General features: G+C 74.4%; 10 protein-coding genes. 9 read left to right on the forward strand and 1 reads right to left on the reverse strand.

Going from position 1 to position 14,961, the window contains the following annotated elements:
• The first annotated feature begins 25 nt into the window (after positions 1–25).
• The 6 genes from ACH4VX_RS19355 (at position 26) to ACH4VX_RS19380 (ending at position 6,618) form a co-directional block, all read left to right on the forward strand.
• Positions 26–307, forward strand: a complete 282-nt coding sequence (locus ACH4VX_RS19355) for a phosphopantetheine-binding protein (protein ID WP_398368610.1) — start codon at positions 26–28, stop codon at positions 305–307.
• The gene (locus ACH4VX_RS19360) at positions 304–1,824 is read left to right on the forward strand and encodes an amidohydrolase family protein (RefSeq protein ID WP_398368611.1); all 1,521 of its coding nucleotides are present in this window, start codon (positions 304–306) and stop codon (positions 1,822–1,824) included. Before ACH4VX_RS19355 ends, ACH4VX_RS19360 begins: the two co-directional genes overlap by 4 nt.
• Positions 1,821–2,657, forward strand: a complete 837-nt coding sequence (locus tag ACH4VX_RS19365) for a 2,3-dihydro-2,3-dihydroxybenzoate dehydrogenase (RefSeq protein ID WP_398368612.1) — start codon at positions 1,821–1,823, stop codon at positions 2,655–2,657. The genes ACH4VX_RS19360 and ACH4VX_RS19365 overlap by 4 nt, the downstream gene beginning before the upstream one ends.
• Positions 2,658–2,747: 90 nt before the next feature.
• Positions 2,748–3,434, forward strand: coding sequence for an isochorismatase family protein (locus ACH4VX_RS19370; protein ID WP_398368613.1), 687 nt, complete (start codon positions 2,748–2,750; stop codon positions 3,432–3,434).
• Positions 3,431–5,383: an anthranilate synthase family protein gene (locus ACH4VX_RS19375; RefSeq protein WP_398368614.1), complete on the forward strand. Its 1,953-nt coding sequence runs from the start codon at positions 3,431–3,433 to the stop codon at positions 5,381–5,383. The genes ACH4VX_RS19370 and ACH4VX_RS19375 overlap by 4 nt, the downstream gene beginning before the upstream one ends.
• The gene (locus ACH4VX_RS19380) at positions 5,383–6,618 is read left to right on the forward strand and encodes a 3-deoxy-7-phosphoheptulonate synthase (RefSeq protein WP_398368615.1); all 1,236 of its coding nucleotides are present in this window, start codon (positions 5,383–5,385) and stop codon (positions 6,616–6,618) included. Before ACH4VX_RS19375 ends, ACH4VX_RS19380 begins: the two co-directional genes overlap by 1 nt.
• Before the next feature lie 44 nt (positions 6,619–6,662).
• Here ACH4VX_RS19380 and ACH4VX_RS19385 read toward each other — a convergent pair whose 3' ends face one another.
• The gene (locus ACH4VX_RS19385) at positions 6,663–9,674 is read right to left on the reverse strand and encodes a LuxR C-terminal-related transcriptional regulator (RefSeq protein ID WP_398368616.1); all 3,012 of its coding nucleotides are present in this window, start codon (positions 9,672–9,674) and stop codon (positions 6,663–6,665) included.
• Positions 9,675–10,211: 537 nt separating this feature from the next.
• Here ACH4VX_RS19385 and ACH4VX_RS19390 point away from each other — a divergent pair.
• From ACH4VX_RS19390 to ACH4VX_RS19400, 3 genes are all read left to right on the forward strand, one after another.
• Entirely contained in the window at positions 10,212–10,478 is a 267-nt protein-coding gene (locus ACH4VX_RS19390) for an acyl carrier protein (protein ID WP_398368617.1), read from the forward strand.
• Entirely contained in the window at positions 10,462–11,385 is a 924-nt protein-coding gene (locus tag ACH4VX_RS19395) for a thioesterase domain-containing protein (RefSeq protein ID WP_398368618.1), read from the forward strand. The genes ACH4VX_RS19390 and ACH4VX_RS19395 overlap by 17 nt, the downstream gene beginning before the upstream one ends.
• Positions 11,382–14,961 (forward strand): beta-ketoacyl synthase N-terminal-like domain-containing protein (locus tag ACH4VX_RS19400; protein WP_398368619.1); only part of this gene is annotated, 3,580 nt, incomplete at its 3' end. The genes ACH4VX_RS19395 and ACH4VX_RS19400, both read left to right, overlap by 4 nt.

The raw sequence follows: 14,961 nt of genomic DNA on the forward strand, positions 1-14,961 counted from the left end.
GACCGAAGGAAGGCCCGCACCGCCCATGGACACCAGTACATCGACCGGGGACCAGGAGCTGCGCGCACAGGTGCGTGACGCCGTCGCACAGCTCCTGGGTACCGCGCCGGGGGAGATCCCGGACGACGCCAACCTGATCCTGCTGGGGCTCGGTTCGCTCGAAGTCATGCGGCTGAGCAGCCGCTGGCGGCGCGGCGGCTTCCCCGTCGACTTCGACTCCCTGCTCTCCGACCCGACCGTGACCGGCTTCAGCCGTGCCCTCGCCGAGGCCAAGGCGCGGTCCGAGACGACCGGAGGTGCCGCGTGAGCGCTTCCGAGCCGCTGCTGGTGCGCGGCGCCCATCTGTGCACGGCCGACGACGACGAGCGGGTCCTGCCCGAGGGATCGCTGCTGGCCGTCGACGGCCGGATCGCCGCCGTCGGGACGGTGGCCGAGGTGGACGCCGCCGTCGCGGCGCTGCCGCCGGAGCAGCGGGCCGCGCTGCGCACCCTGGACGCCCGCCGGATGCTGGTCCTGCCCGGCTTCGTCAACGCGCACTGGCACGAACTGTTCGCCACCCGGCTGCCGTTCAACGGGGCGCTGCGCCCCGCCGACGACCGCGGCGACCAGGCCGGATTCCTCGGCAACGGCGGCGACATGCACCGCATCTCCGCCGTCTTCGACTCCTTCCACGAGCTCATCGCCGGTCTCACCCCGGACGAGGGCGAGGCCATCGCCCGGTACTCGATGTGGACGCAGCTGCGGGCGGGTGTCACCACGCTCGGTGACGTCGGCTCGGTCAACCGTCCCGAGGCGCTGGCCGCCGCCGCCGTATGGCTGGGCATGCGCTGCTCGGTGAGCACCTGGGCCACGGACTCCGTGTGCCGGCCCGGGGAGAGCGCGTTCACCCGCAGCCGTGACACCGACGCCGTGCTGAACGAGATCGAGGCGCTGGTCAAGACGTGCGCGGACGACGACACGGGCCTGCTGCGGGCCCGCCCCACCGCCGTCTACGGCACCAACATGACCGACGAACTCGGGCGCGGGCTGGCCGAGATCGTGCGGCGCCACGACACCGGGTTCGCCTCGCACATCGGCGCCCAGCGCCACGAGGGCGAGTTCCTCCGCCGGTACTACGGCGACACCCCGGTGCGCCGGTTCGCCGGACTCGGCCTGCTGGACGAGCGGCTGATGTCGATCCACACCGGGTTCGCCGACGACGAGGAACGGCGGATGCTGCTGGAGGCGGGAGTGCACCTGAGCCACTCCCCCGCCAAGTACGGCTCGGCGGGCGAGTCCGCGATGACGGAGACCCGGCTGATCCCGGAACTGCGCCGCGCGGGCCTCGACGTGTCGCTGTCCACCGACGGTCAGCCGCTGGTCTTCCCCGGGATGCCCGAGCAGATGCGGGCCGCCTGGCAGACCCACAACGAGATGTACGCCGACCCGCTGCTGGTGCGGCCCACCGACGCGCTGGCGATGGGCACCAGGATCGCCGCGCGCGGGCTGCGCTGGGAGGAGGAGATCGGCAGCCTGGTGCCCGGCAGGCAGGCGGACCTGGTGATGGTCCCGCTGGACGACTGGCGGTTCGTGCACACGCCCCGCCCGCTGGAGGCGTTCCTCGCGGTGGGCGGTTCCGGCGACGTCGACACGGTGGTCGTCGGCGGCCGGGTGCTGGTGGAGTCGGGCCGTCCCACCGGCTTCGACGAGGAGACCCTGCTGGCCGACTACGAGGCGGCGCTGCGCTCCTACTCGCTGCGCTGTCTGAAGGTTCCCGAGGAGCGGATCGACGAGGTGTTCGCGCGCACCACGCGGCGCCGCGCCGACGAGGAGGAGACCCGATGACCGTCATGACGCACGGGCCCGACCAGGACGGGCTGGGGCTGGAGGGCCGGGTCGCCGTGGTGACCGGCGCCGCCGGCGGCATCGGCGCGGAGACCGTGGCCCAGCTCGTCCGTCACCGGGCGGCCGTGGCCCTGGTCGACCGGGACGGGCCGGCGCTCGACGAGCTCGTCGCGCGGCTGCGCAAGGAGGCCGCGGCCGATCCGCGGGCCCCCGAACCGCGGCTGCTGGCCGTGCCGGCGGACGTGTCGCACGGCGGGGAGGTGACGGCGGTGGTCGAGCGGGTCGAAAGCGAGCTGGGCCCGATCACCCACCTGGTCAACGCGGCCGGCATCCTGCGCCCCGGCCCGGTGGCCGGCCTGTCCGAGCGGGACTGGGACGACACCCTGGCGGTGAACGCCACCGGCGTCTACCTGATGAGCCGTGCCGTGGCCTCCCGCATGGCGCCGCGCGGCTTCGGGGCCATCGTCACCGTCACCTCCAACGCGGCCCGCACCGCCCGCACCGGGATGGCCGCCTACGCGGCGTCCAAGGCGGCGGCCCAGGCGTTCACCAAGTGCCTGGGGCTGGAGCTCGCGGGCACCGGCATCCGCTGCAACGTGGTCGCGCCGGGCTCCACCGACACGCCGATGCTGACCTCCCTGTGGGAGGGCGAGGACGCGGGCCGCCCGTCGATCGAGGGCGCCCCGGAGGCGTACCGCGTCGGTATCCCCACCGGCCGGCTGGCCCGCCCCTACGACGTGGCCCAGGCGGTGGTGTTCCTGCTCTCCGAGCGGGCCGGCCACATCACTCTGCAGGACCTCACGGTCGACGGCGGCGCCACGCTCGGCGTGTGAGCCGCCCGCCGTGGTCCGGTCCGCGTCCGCCGGTGGTGCCGGCGGACGCGGACCGGCTCCCAGACGTTCGAAGACCCAGAAGGGCACACCATGACGCAGGCTGCCGTTCCCGAGATCGTCCCCCATGCCATGCCCACCGCCGCCGAACTGCCGCGGAACACCGCCGAGTGGGTTCTGGACCCGGACCGGGCCGTGCTGCTCGTCCACGACATGCAGCGCTTCTTCGTGGAGAAACTGCCCGCGCACCGGTCGCCGCGCACCGAACTCGTCGGACACACCGTCGCGTTGCGCGAGGCCGCGGTCCGCGCGGGCGTCCCGGTCCTCTACACCGCCCAGCCGGGCGACATGAGCCCCGACGACCGCGGGCTGCTCGCCGACTTCTGGGGTCCCGGCATGAGCGCGCGCCCCGAGGACCGCGCGGTCGTCGACGAGCTGGTCCCCGACGAGGGCGACACCGTGCTGGTCAAGTGGCGTGCCAGCGCCTACCACGGCGGGGAGCTGCTGCGTCTGCTGCGCGCCTCGGGCCGCGACCAGCTGGTGCTGTGCGGGATCTACGCCCACGTCGGCGTCCTGCTGACCGCCGCCGACGGGTTCGCGCACGGCATCCGCACCTTCGTCGCGGGCGACGCCACCGCGGACTTCTCCCGCCGCCATCACCGGCTGGCGCTGTCCTACATGGCGGCGCGGTGCGCGATGGTGCTGCCGACCAGCGGCCTGGTGGCCGCGCTGGACGGGCGCCGGGCGGGCGACGCCGAGCTCGCGGAGGCACGGTCGTGACCGCGGGATCCCTGTTGCGGCGGATCGCGGACGGCACGCACAGCGGTCCGTTCGCCCTGCTGCACCGCCCCGAGTCGGGGGCGCCGGACCGCGTCGACGTGCTGGCCGGACCGGTGGACGTGTACGGGACGCTCGCCGGCCTCCCGCTGGACGAGTCCGGCGACGACGGGTTCGAGCTGCTGGCCCTGGTCCCCCACCGGCAGATCGGCGAGCGGGGCTTCGACCACGTCGACGACGGCACACCGCTGGCCGGTCTGCGGATCACCGAGCAGGAGTCGGTGCCGCTGACCGAGGTGCTCACCGCCCTCCCCCGGTCCGCCGACCACCCGCTGCGTCTGGAGGACGGCGGCTTCGATCTGGACGACCGCCGCTACGCCGACACCGTGCGCCGGGTCCTGGACGAGGAGATCGCCACCGGGGCGGGCGCCAACTTCGTGCTCCGCCGCGACTACTCGGCACGGCTGGCGGGCTGGTCTGTGCCGGCCGCGCTGGCCTACTACGGCCGGCTGCTGCGCCGTACGTCCGGACAGCACTGGACGTTCCTGGTCCACCTCGGCGACCGCACCCTGGTCGGCGCCAGTCCGGAGCGGCACGTGTCCCTGGACGGGGGGCGGGCCGTGATGAACCCGATCAGCGGCACCTACCGCTACCCCGAGGAGGGGCCGGAGGCCGAGGGGCTGCTGGAGTTCCTCGCCGACGACAAGGAGACCAACGAGCTCTTCATGGTCGTCGACGAGGAGCTGAAGATGATGAGCGCGGTCTGCGCGGACGGCGGCCGGGTCCTCGGCCCGCGGCTGCGCATGATGGCGCACATCGCCCACACCGAGTACTTCATCGAGGGCAGCACCGCCCTCGACCCGCGCGAGATCCTGCGCCGCACCCTGCTGGCGCCGACCGTGACCGGCAGTCCGCTGGAGAGCGCCTGCTCGGTGATCGCGCGGTTCGAGCCCGAGGGACGCGGCTACTACTCCGGGGTGGCCGCCCTGGTGGGCCGCAGCGCGGGAGAGCGGACCATGGACTCGGCGATCCTGATCCGGACCATGGACATCGACCGCGCGGGAGCGCTGCGGCTGGGGGTCGGCGCGACGCTCGTGCGCGACTCCGACCCGATGGCCGAGGCGGCCGAGACCCGCGCCAAGGCGGCGGGGCTGCTGGCGGCCGTCGCCGGCGCGGAGGACGAGGACGCGGCCCCGCCCGCCGCCGCGAGCGGCCGCGGCGACCGTCTGGCCCGACTGCCGTCCGTACGGGACGCGCTGGTCCGGCGCAACGAGCCGCTGGCGCCGTTCTGGCTGACCGATCCGGGATCGCGCGGTACGCGGTGGCCGGCCCTGGAGGGGCTCGGCGTCCTGATCATCGACGCCGAGGACCACTTCACGGCCATGGGTGCCACCCTGCTGCGGTCCCTGGGCTGCGACGTGGAGGTCCGCCGGTACGACGAGGACTACGCGCTGCAGGGACCGGACCTCGTCGTCGTCGGGCCGGGGCCGGGTGATCCGCGGGACCGCGGCCACGCGAAGATCGACATCCTGTACGAGGTCACCGGGCAGCTCCTGGAGCAGGACACCCCGTTCCTCTCCGTCTGCCTGGGCCACCAGGTGCTGAGCCGGACGCTGGGCCTGGAACTGGTCCGCCGCCCGGTGCCCAACCAGGGAGTGCAGCGCGCCGTCGACCTGTTCGGCGCGCGTGAACTGGTCTACTTCTACAACTCGTTCACCGCGGTCACCGGCGCCGACGAGCTCCCCAGCGCCCCGGTGCGCCCCGGCACGGTCCGCGTCGCCCGGGACGCTCTCAGCAACGAGGTGCACGCGCTGCGCGGTCCCGGGTTCTGCTCCGTGCAGTTCCATCCGGCGTCGGTGATGACCAGGCACGGCGACCGTGTCCTGGGCGACCTGCTCACCGGCCTGCTCGCCCCCGTCTGCCCACCGCCCGACCAGGGAGTCCCGGCGTGATGTCCGTACCGCAGTCCCCCGTGCCGCCGGCCGCCGTCCGTCCGGCCGAGCAGCAGCCGCAGTGGCCCGACCCCGACGAGGTGACCCGCGTCCGGGAGCGACTGGCGGGCCTGCCCCCGCTCGTCGGCCCGCACGACAGCGACCGGCTGGCCGCGCTGCTGGGCGAGGTCGCGCGTGGGCGGGCCTTCCTGCTCCAGGGTGGCGACTGCGCCGAGATGATCGAACGGGCCACGCCGGCCGCGGTGCACGGCACCGTGGAGACGCTGTCGCGTCTGGCGGGGACCCTGGAGAGGGCCTTCGGGATGCCGGTGGTGACGGTCGGGCGGCTCGCCGGGCAGTACGCCAAGCCGCGCTCCAGCCCGTTGGAGACGGTGCAGGGGCGCACCCTGCCCGCGTACCGCGGCGACGCGGTCAACGGCGCGGCCTTCACCGCGGAGGAGCGCACCCCCGATCCCCGGCGCATGCTGCGGGCGTACGAGGCCGCCGCGACCACGCTGCGGCTGGTCGCCGACCGCCCGGAGCCGGTGCCGCGACCGGTGGCGCGGGAGGTGTTCGTGTCCCACGAGGCGCTGCTGATGGACTACGAACTCCCGCTGACCCGGGAGGACTCCCGCACGGGACGCGCGTACGCCGGCTCCGGGCACCTGCTGTGGGCGGGCGAGCGCACCCGGGACCCCGAGGGGGCGCACATCGCGTTCCTGTCCCGGATCGCCAACCCGGTGGCGGTGAAGATCGGCCCCGGTGCCCGTCCGGACGACCTGCTGCGGCTCGCCCGGACGCTCAACCCCGGGGCGGTGCCCGGCCGGCTGACGTTCATCGTGCGGACCGGCGCGGGCACGGTCCGGCGGGTGCTGCCGGAGCTGGTCGGCGCGGTCGCGGACGCGGGCGTCCCGGTGGCCTGGGTGTGCGACCCGATGCACGGCAACACCGTGCGCGTGAACGGCCGCAAGACCCGGTACTTCGACGACGTGTACGAGGAGATCGCCGGCTTCTTCGAGGTGCACCGGGCGCTGGGCACGCACCCCGGCGGTGTCCATCTGGAGATGACCGGCGCGGACGTGACCGAGTGCCTCGGCGGCGGCTCGGGCGCGGTGTGGAGCGCGGGCCTGCGCCCCGCCGACCTCGCGTCCCGCTACGAGTCGGCCTGCGATCCCCGGCTGAACCGCACGCAGACCCTCGAACTCGGCCGGCTGATCGCCGGCTTGCGTACGCCGTCCCTGGTGGCGGCCGGCTGACCCGCTGCGGGCAGGGCGGCGACGCCCTGCCCGCAGCGGGTCTCTCACGCGGCCCGGCCCAGCGCGTGGCGGGCCGGGCCCTGCAGGGCGCCGCCCAGGTCGGAGCGGGCGGTGATGCCGAGCTTCTCGTACACCCGGTACAGGTGGTTCTCGACCGTGCGGACCGAGACCACCAGGCGGGCCGCGATGTCCCGGTTCGACAGTCCGCCGGCGGCGAGCGCGGCGACCTCGCGCTCCCTGCTGGTCAGGGGCGCGGTGCGGTCCGGCTGCCGGTGCTCCTGGGGGGCGGCCCACGGTACGAGCGCGCAGCCCGACTCCGCGAGGAGCCGCGCGCTCGCGGCGCGGGCCAGCCGGCTCGCCCGGCGCCGGCCGTCCTTGCGGTACGTCTCCGCGGCCTGTGCCGCCGCCTCGGCCGCCGGCGCGACCGCGCCCATGGTGTGGAAGCGGGCCGAGACGTCCTCCAGCGCCTCGCCGTCCGCGCGGGTCAGCGCGACGACGTGGTCGGCCTGGAGCCGCATCAGCTCCGAGTTGGCGCCCGCGGCGAGCCGTGCGGCACGGACGGCCGCGCGCGGCACGTCCGCGACCCGCACGGCCAGGTGCAGCGCCGCCAGCGCGGTCGCGGGGCGGGCGGCGGCCCGCTGGACGACCTCCAGGGCGCGGCAGGCCGCGCCCGACCGGTCCCCGGTGTGGGCGAGCACCACGGCGTGTTCGAGGAGGAGGGCGTCGTCGGCCAGCGGGTAGGCGGGGGCGTCCCGCCGTGCGGCCTGGGCCTCGACCAGCGTCTGCAGCGCCTCCGTCGGCCTGCCCGCCTCGGCGAGCGCTCCCGCGAGCTGGGCCAGGGTCCAGGAGGGCGTGCCGAGCCAGTCGCGACGCACGCGCAGGGTGCTGGCGCCGCGCAGCAGGGTGACCGCCTCGGCCGGCCGGCCGAGCAGCCGCAGCAGGCGGGAGCGGAGCAGGGCCAGCTGGAGCTGGCGCAGGTCGTCGCCCCGGGTGGCGAAGCGGCCGGTCGCCTCCAGGGCCTCCACGACGCGGCCGAGGTCGCCCTGGGCGAAGGCGCAGCGCGCCGTCACGACCAGGCACCGCAGGCGGGCGTCGTCGTGCCAGCCGTCGAGGTCGTGCGCGTGACGGTCGATCAGGGCCAGTGCCTCCGCGGGCCGGCCGAGCTCGCTCAGCGCGAAGGCGGTGGGGGGCAGCAGGTGCTGCACCACCGCGGAGTCGGGCCGCTCGTCCGGCAGGAGGGTCCGGCCCGTGCGGACCGCGTCGTCCGGCCGGTCGGCGAGCAGCGCCAGGACGGCGTGGAAGCCGTGGCGTACGCCCGTGCCCTGTGCGCCGAGTCCGGCGGGCAGGCCGTCCACGACGGCGGCGGCGTCCGCGCCGCGCCCCAGCCCCCAGGCGGCGTTGTCGGCCCGGTCGCGCACGGCGGCGATCAACTCGTCGCGCGGCAGCGCGCGCGTGAGCGTCGTCTCCGGCCGCTCGGCGAGGGCACCCGCGAAGACCTCCTCGGCCTCCGCGTACCGCCCCTGACCGGCGAGCGCCCGCCCGAGCAGCAGCGCGGCACGCGCGGCATCGGCGGTCGTCACCTCCCCGGCCGGGACGGTGGCGTCATCGTCGGCGGATGCCCCGCGAGCCGCGTGACCGTCACCGGTCACCAACCCGGAGACGCCGCCGCCGGCCGGCGGCTCGTGAGCCCCACGACCGACAACCACCTCACCGGCCGGAACCGGTGCGGAAGCGCCGGTCGGCGAACCGCCGGCCGCCACCCCACCGGACAACGCTGTCGCGGGAACGGCGGCACGGGCCGCGTCGCCCGTCGCGTCAGCGGTCGTCCGACCGGACGGCGCCTCGCCGGGCCCGGCCGGCGAGGCCGTGTGAGCAGCACCGGGCGCGTCCGGCGAGGACACGGTGCCCGGCCGGGGCGCCGGGGCGTCGCCGAGTACCGAGCGGCACAGGCGTTCCGCGAGGGGGAAGTCGCGGCGGTGGGCCGCCGTGCGTGCCGCGGCGAGCAGGACCGCCGGTTCCGGGACTCGGCCGGCCGCCATCCGCAGGGTGGCCATCCGTACGACGTCGTCCTCGCGCCGCGCACCGGTCGCCTCGATCGCGTCGGCGAGCTGCAGCCGCAGCCGCTGGGCGGTGAGCCCGGACATCCGGTCCGCCACGACCGCCCCGGTGAGCGGTTCGGTCAGCCGGATGCCGACCCGGCGTCCGCTGTATTCGATCTGCACGAGGCCGCGTTCGTCGAGCGTCTCCGCGGCACGGGCGAGTCCGAGCCGCTCGGCCAGCCCGTACTCCACCTGTCCGACCACGGCCAACACGTTCACCAGTTCCTGCTCCTCGGGCGTCAGGTCACGCAGCCGGAGGCAGACGATGTCGGCCAGCCGCTCGGGCGGCCGCTCGGGCAGCCCGTCCCAGTGCCAGTGCCCGTCGACGCGGCGCAGCGAGCCGTCCGTCAGCGCGTACTCGACGAGTTCGTGCAGGATCAGGGCGTTGCCCCGGGTGGTGGCCCACAGTCGTTCCAGGGTCGGGGAGTCCACGGGCCCGCCGACCCGGCTGCGGAGGATGGAGCTCACCACCTCCCGGGCGAACGGCAGCACCTCCAGGCGCTCCACGAGGCGCTCCACCCAGAGCTTGTCCACCCCGGCGGGCAGCGCGGCGTCCCGGCGGGCGGTGGTGGCGACCGCCACCCGCCCGGAGGCGGTCAGACGGTACAGCCGGTGGGCGGCGGACTCGTCCACGAGATGGGCGTCGTCGAATCCGACGACGGTGCGCCGCGCGGGATCGCTGTGCCGGCGTACGGACTCCAGCCGGTCCAGGCACTCGGCGAGCGAGCAGAAGTTCTCCGCGCAGCCGGTCTCGGGACCGCCCGCCCCGCCGACCGCCACGACGGTCCGGCCCTCGGACGCGGCACGTTGGAGAGAAGCGGCGAGCAGGCGTGTCTTCCCCACACCGGTGGTACCGGTGAGGAGGACCCCGCCGCGGTCCGTCAGAGCGGAGTCGATGGCCCGCAGTTCCCCCTGGCGAGCCGTTACCGCCCACACCTGTTCGATCTCGGTCGGCATTTCGGTCCTTGTCCACTCTCGGTGAGAAGGCATCGATCACGGGATGTACGGAATAGCAGTCACCCTTTTTTGGAGGCCGCTTTCGAGGAAGCTCCCACCGGTGAGAAGAGCGCGCGGGACAGCGGCCGTGAAATGTGCCATGTGGAACGCCGTTCACGATAGGAGAGCCGTCGGACGCCGCACTGAGGTGATTCTGACGGCGCGCTGACACGGCGGATGAGCCATGGACAAGGCTGGGTCGGGTCCTGCCCGCGGGAGCCCCTGGAAGGGAGCCGGGCCCTCGGCCGAGCGAGACCCGACACAAGCCTCTCACCTCGGAAAACGTGGTGTCCTCGGCACCACGGTCCGGTCCTTTTCAGCGCTCTCCCCTCGCTCGCGATTGAGTTGCGCGAAGGGTGTCGGCCTCCCTACGCTCCCGAACATGCGAGCGGCGGCCTGACCGCTCTTTGTTCTCCCGCAGAAACCCGCCCACTCCGGATTTCGAGAAAACACTCCCGGAGTGCACGCGTACGTATAGGCACGAGAAAGGAACGGGTCATGGGCAAGGTCACGGCCGACGAAGTGCAGAAGTGGCTGACCGAGAAAATCGCGGAGCGGCTCGGTGAGCAGCCCTCGGCCATTCCTCCGGGCCAGTACTTCGACGAACTCGACATGGACAGCACGGAGGCGCTGATCATCGCCGGCGAGATGGAGAGCTGGCTGGGCTTCGAACTGGGCACCACGGCGCTGTGGTACCACCCGACCATCGAGGCCCTGTCTGCGCACATCGCCGAGGAGAGTGCGCGGCATGGCGCGACGGCCTGACGCGACGTCACCGCCGGAGCCGCTGATACGGCACCGGGACGCCGCTCCCGGCGCGGGCACCGTCTACGCGGTGCACCCCGGTGCCCTGCCCGTCGGCCTGTGGACCGGCCTGTCCGGCGCACTGCCCCGGGAGACCGGGTTCGCCGTACTGGACCTGGGCGCGGTGCCCGAGTACGGGGAGGCCGCGCTCGCACCGGAACGCTCCCGGCTGACCATCGACCACCTCCTCGACCTGCTGACCACCGCCTACCGCGCCGACCGCGACCGCACCGGCGGGGACGGCACCGGCACCGTGCTGGTGGGCTGGTCCTTCGGCGGCGTGCTCGCCCATGGCCTGACCGAACGGCTGGAGCCGCGGGAGCGGCCCCGGAGCGTGGTGCTGCTGGACAGCATCGCCCCCACGGAGGCCTACCAGCACACCGAGGGCGACGAGGTCGACCCCGCGCTCGTCCTCCGCTGGTTCGCGATGTTCCTGGGCGCCCGGCGCGGCGCCCAGGTGCGTCCGAGTCCCGTACCGGACGGCGCGGACGCCGACGCCGCCCTGACCCTGCTGCTCGAGGACGCGATCGCCGCGGGCGCGCTGCCGCCCGGCACACCGTTGCCCGGTGTACGCAAGCTCTTCGAGGCCTACACGGCGGGGCTGCTGCGCAACAACCGGCTGACGGCTCACTACCGTCCGGCACCCGCCACCGTTCCGCTGGTCCAGATCAAGGCCGGCGACAGTCTCATCCCCTCGGACCCGACGCTCGGCTGGGAGGAGCTGGCCGGCCGCGGGATCACCGCCCACTCGGTGCCCGGCGACCACTACACCATGCTGATCCGCCCTGACGCCTCGCAGGCCATAGCCGGACTGGTGCCATCCCTCCGGCCGGCGCACCTCGTCACGACCCGGAGGCCCTCGCCGTGAACGAATCCCAGCAACGCACCCTCGACCGACGACTGGCCCGCGACCCGATCGCCGTCGTCGGCCTCTCCGCGCTCTATCCGCAGGCGCGCAACCTCCAGGAGTACTGGTCCAACGTCGTCGCGGCGGCCGACTGCACGACAGAGGTGCCCGCGACCCACTGGAACGTCGACGAGTTCTACGATCCCGACCCCTCGGCGCCCGACAAGACGTACGCCAAGCGCGGCGGCTTCATCCCGGACGTGCCGTTCAACCCGCTCGAGTTCGGTCTGCCGCCCAACACGCTGGAGGTCACCGACGTACTGCAGCTGCTCAGCCTGGTCGTCACCCGCGACCTGCTGAAGGACGCGGGAGCGGACCGGGAGTGGTACGACGCCTCACGCACCGGTGTCGTGCTCGGCATCACCGGCGCCAACCAGCTGACCCAGCCCCTCACCGCCCGCCTGCAGAGCCCGGTGCTCAAGGAGGTGGTCAGGAGCTGCGGTCTTTCGGACCGGGACGCGGAGGAGATCGCCGCCAAGTTCCGCATGGCGTACGCCCCGTGGGAGGAGAACTCCTTCCCCGGCATGCTCGGCAACGTCGTCGCCGGCCGGATCGCCAACCGGTTCGACCTCGGCGGGATCAACATGACGATCGACGCCGCCTGCGCCAGCTCGCTGGGGGCCGTCCGCACCGCCGTCAGCGAACTGCTGGAGGGCCGGGCCGACACCATGCTGGCCGGCGGGTGCGACGCCGAGAACACGATCTTCATGTACCTGTGCTTCAGCAAGACCCCGGCGCTGTCGAAGTCGGGCCGCATCCGGCCCTTCGACAGCGAGGCGGACGGCACGCTGATCGGTGAGGGCATCGGCATGCTGGCCCTGCGCCGACTGGCCGACGCCGAGCGCGACGGCAACCGGATCTACGCGGTCCTGCGGGGCCTTGGCACCTCCAGCGACGGGCGTTTCAAGTCCATCTACGCGCCGCGCAAGGAAGGCCAGATGGTGGCGCTGAACCGCGCCTACCGGGACGCGGACGTCTCCCCGGACAGCATCGAGCTGTTCGAGGCGCACGGCACCGGCACGGCGGTCGGCGACGCCACCGAGATCGGCGCGCTCACCGAGGTGGTGGGCAAGGACGGCGGGGAGCGGGAGTACGCGGCCATCGGCAGCGTCAAGTCCCAGATCGGGCACACCAAGGCGGCCGCGGGAGCGGCCGGGCTGATCAAGCTGGCGCTCGCCCTGCAGCACAAGGTGCTGCCCCCCACCATCAACGTCACCCGGGCCGGCGCCTCCTTCGGCCCGGACAGCCCGTTCTACGTCAACTCCGCCGCCCGTCCGTGGATCCGCGACCCGAAGCGGCCGAACCGCCGCGCCGCGGTCTCCGCGTTCGGCTTCGGCGGCACCAACTTCCACGCCGTCCTGGAGGAGTACGGCGACGGCGACGACGTCGCGGTGCGGTTCCCGGTCGCCCGGGTGCACCTGTGGCACGCGCCCGACCCGGGGGCCCTCGCCGACGCGCTGGCCGCGGGTGAGGCGCCCAACGGGGGGCCGGTGCCCGAGGGGCACGCCCGCCTCGCCTTCGCCGCCCGCGGCGAGGACGACGTCCGGACGCTGCGCGAGATCGCGCTCGGTGAGCTGCGGTCCCGGGCCGAGGCGCCGGAGTGGACCCATCCGAAGGGCATCCACTACCGCCGCTCCGCGGACGCGACCGGCAAGGTGGGCGCCCTCTTCGCGGGCCAGGGCAGCCAGTACGTGGCGCCGGGGCTGAGCGCCGTACTGGCGCTGCCGCCGCTGCGCTCCTCGTTCGACCGCGCCAACCGCCACTATCCGGAGGACACCCCGCTGTCGCGGGTGGCCTTCCCGCCGCCCCTCGTCGACGAGGCCGGCCGCGCCGCGCAGGAGGCGGCCCTGCGGGCCACCGCCTACGCGCAGCCGGCGATCGGGGCACTGTCCGCGGGCCACTTCCGGTATCTGACCGAACTCGGTTTCGCGGCCGAGGGTTTCCTCGGCCACAGCTTCGGTGAACTGACCGCGCTGTACGCGGCCGGGGCCTACGACGAGGACACCCTGCACCGGCTGGCGCGGGCCCGCGGCAGCGCCATGTCGCCGGCGTCCGGTCAGGCGGACGACACCGGGACGATGGCGGCGGTGTTCGCGCCGGAGGAGCGGGTCGCCGAGCTGCTGTCGGAGCGGGACGGCCTGCTGGTCTGCAACCGCAACGCGCCGGACCAGATCGTGGTGGGCGGCGCGACGGCGGAGGTGGAGCTGCTGCTCGAGGCGGCGGAGCGCGCGGGTGTGCGCGCCCGGCGGCTGCCGGTGTCCGCCGCCTTCCACACCCCGTTCGTGGCGCACGCGGTGGACGACTTCCGTACGGCCGTGGAGGCCACGGAGATGGCGGCGCCGCGCGGCCGGGTCTACGCCAACACCTCCGGGGCGGGCTACGGCCCGGACGTCGCCGGCAACCGCCGGGTGCTCGCCGAGCAGCTGATCCATCCGGTGGAGTTCGCCGCCCGGGTGGAGGAGATGTACGCCGACGGGTTCCGCGTCTTCGTCGAGTTCGGGCCCGGCACGGTGCTCGCCGGACTGGTGGGCAGGATCCTGCGCGGGCGCCCGCACACCGCGGTGTCGCTGGACGGCGGCCCCGGCCGGGACGCGGACCTGACGCTCAAGCAGGCCGTGGCGCGGCTCGCGGTGCTGGGCCTGCCCCTGGCCACGAGCGACCGCTACGCGGCCGAGGCGGAGCCGGAGGTCCCCACCAAGGGCATGACGGTGATGCTCAACGGCATCAACTACGTGTCCCCGGAACGCCGCGCCGCCTACCAGGACGCGCTGGCCAACGGGTACCGGATCGCGGCACCGGTCGCGGCACCGGCACCGGTCGCCGCACCGGCACCCGCCGTCGTGGCGCCCCCGGCGCCGCAGTCACCGCAACCGGTTCCCGAAGCCGCCGTCTCCCGGCTGCCGGCCGTCGTTCCGGAACCGGACCACCCTCGCCCCGCCCAGGAGAACGCACCCATGCCGAGCGACCGACTCACCGAGCTCATCTCGGACCATCTCTCCCTCCACGACGAGTATCTGAACGGCCAGTTGCAGAGCGCCGAGCGCCTGTCCCGGCTCCTGGAGCGGGCGGACGACGAGGGCAGGCTGGACCAGGTGCTGCCCGGGATCAGCTCGGTCAAGGAGCACGGGCTGGCGATCGGCCGCACCCACATCCGGGCCAACGAGGTCCTGGGCCGGCTGGCCGGCCTGGAGCTCGGCGCCGAGACCTCCACCGCGCCGGCCTGGACGGAACCGGCGCCCGCCGCGGTCCCCGTCCCCGTGTCGCAGGAGCCGGCGCTCCCCGCACCGCTGCCGCCCCTCCCGGAACCGGCGGTCGCCCCCGCCCTGCCCGCGACCTGGACGCCGGCACCGGCGGCGACCCCCGCCCCGGCTCCGGCTCCGGCCCCGGCTCCGGCTCCGGCTCCCGGCGCGGACGCCGACAAGGTCCGCTCGGTGCTCCTCGAGGTCGTCGCCGACAAGACCGGCTACCCCGCCGACATGCTCGACCTCACCATGGACGTCGAAGCCGACCTCGGCATCGACAGCATCAAACGCGTCG

Source organism: Streptomyces sp. NPDC020731, from assembly GCF_044334705.1.
GTDB lineage: Bacteria > Actinomycetota > Actinomycetes > Streptomycetales > Streptomycetaceae > Streptomyces.

Coding starts and splice junctions, on each gene's coding strand:
- ACH4VX_RS19395 (WP_398368618.1), top strand. CDS start 10,462: ATGGCGCGACGGCCTGACGCGACGTCACCGCCGGAGCCGCTGATACGG.
- ACH4VX_RS19385 (WP_398368616.1), bottom strand. CDS start 9,674: ATGCCGACCGAGATCGAACAGGTGTGGGCGGTAACGGCTCGCCAGGGG.
- ACH4VX_RS19355 (WP_398368610.1), top strand. CDS start 26: ATGGACACCAGTACATCGACCGGGGACCAGGAGCTGCGCGCACAGGTG.
- ACH4VX_RS19390 (WP_398368617.1), top strand. CDS start 10,212: ATGGGCAAGGTCACGGCCGACGAAGTGCAGAAGTGGCTGACCGAGAAA.
- ACH4VX_RS19380 (WP_398368615.1), top strand. CDS start 5,383: ATGTCCGTACCGCAGTCCCCCGTGCCGCCGGCCGCCGTCCGTCCGGCC.
- ACH4VX_RS19370 (WP_398368613.1), top strand. CDS start 2,748: ATGACGCAGGCTGCCGTTCCCGAGATCGTCCCCCATGCCATGCCCACC.
- ACH4VX_RS19365 (WP_398368612.1), top strand. CDS start 1,821: ATGACCGTCATGACGCACGGGCCCGACCAGGACGGGCTGGGGCTGGAG.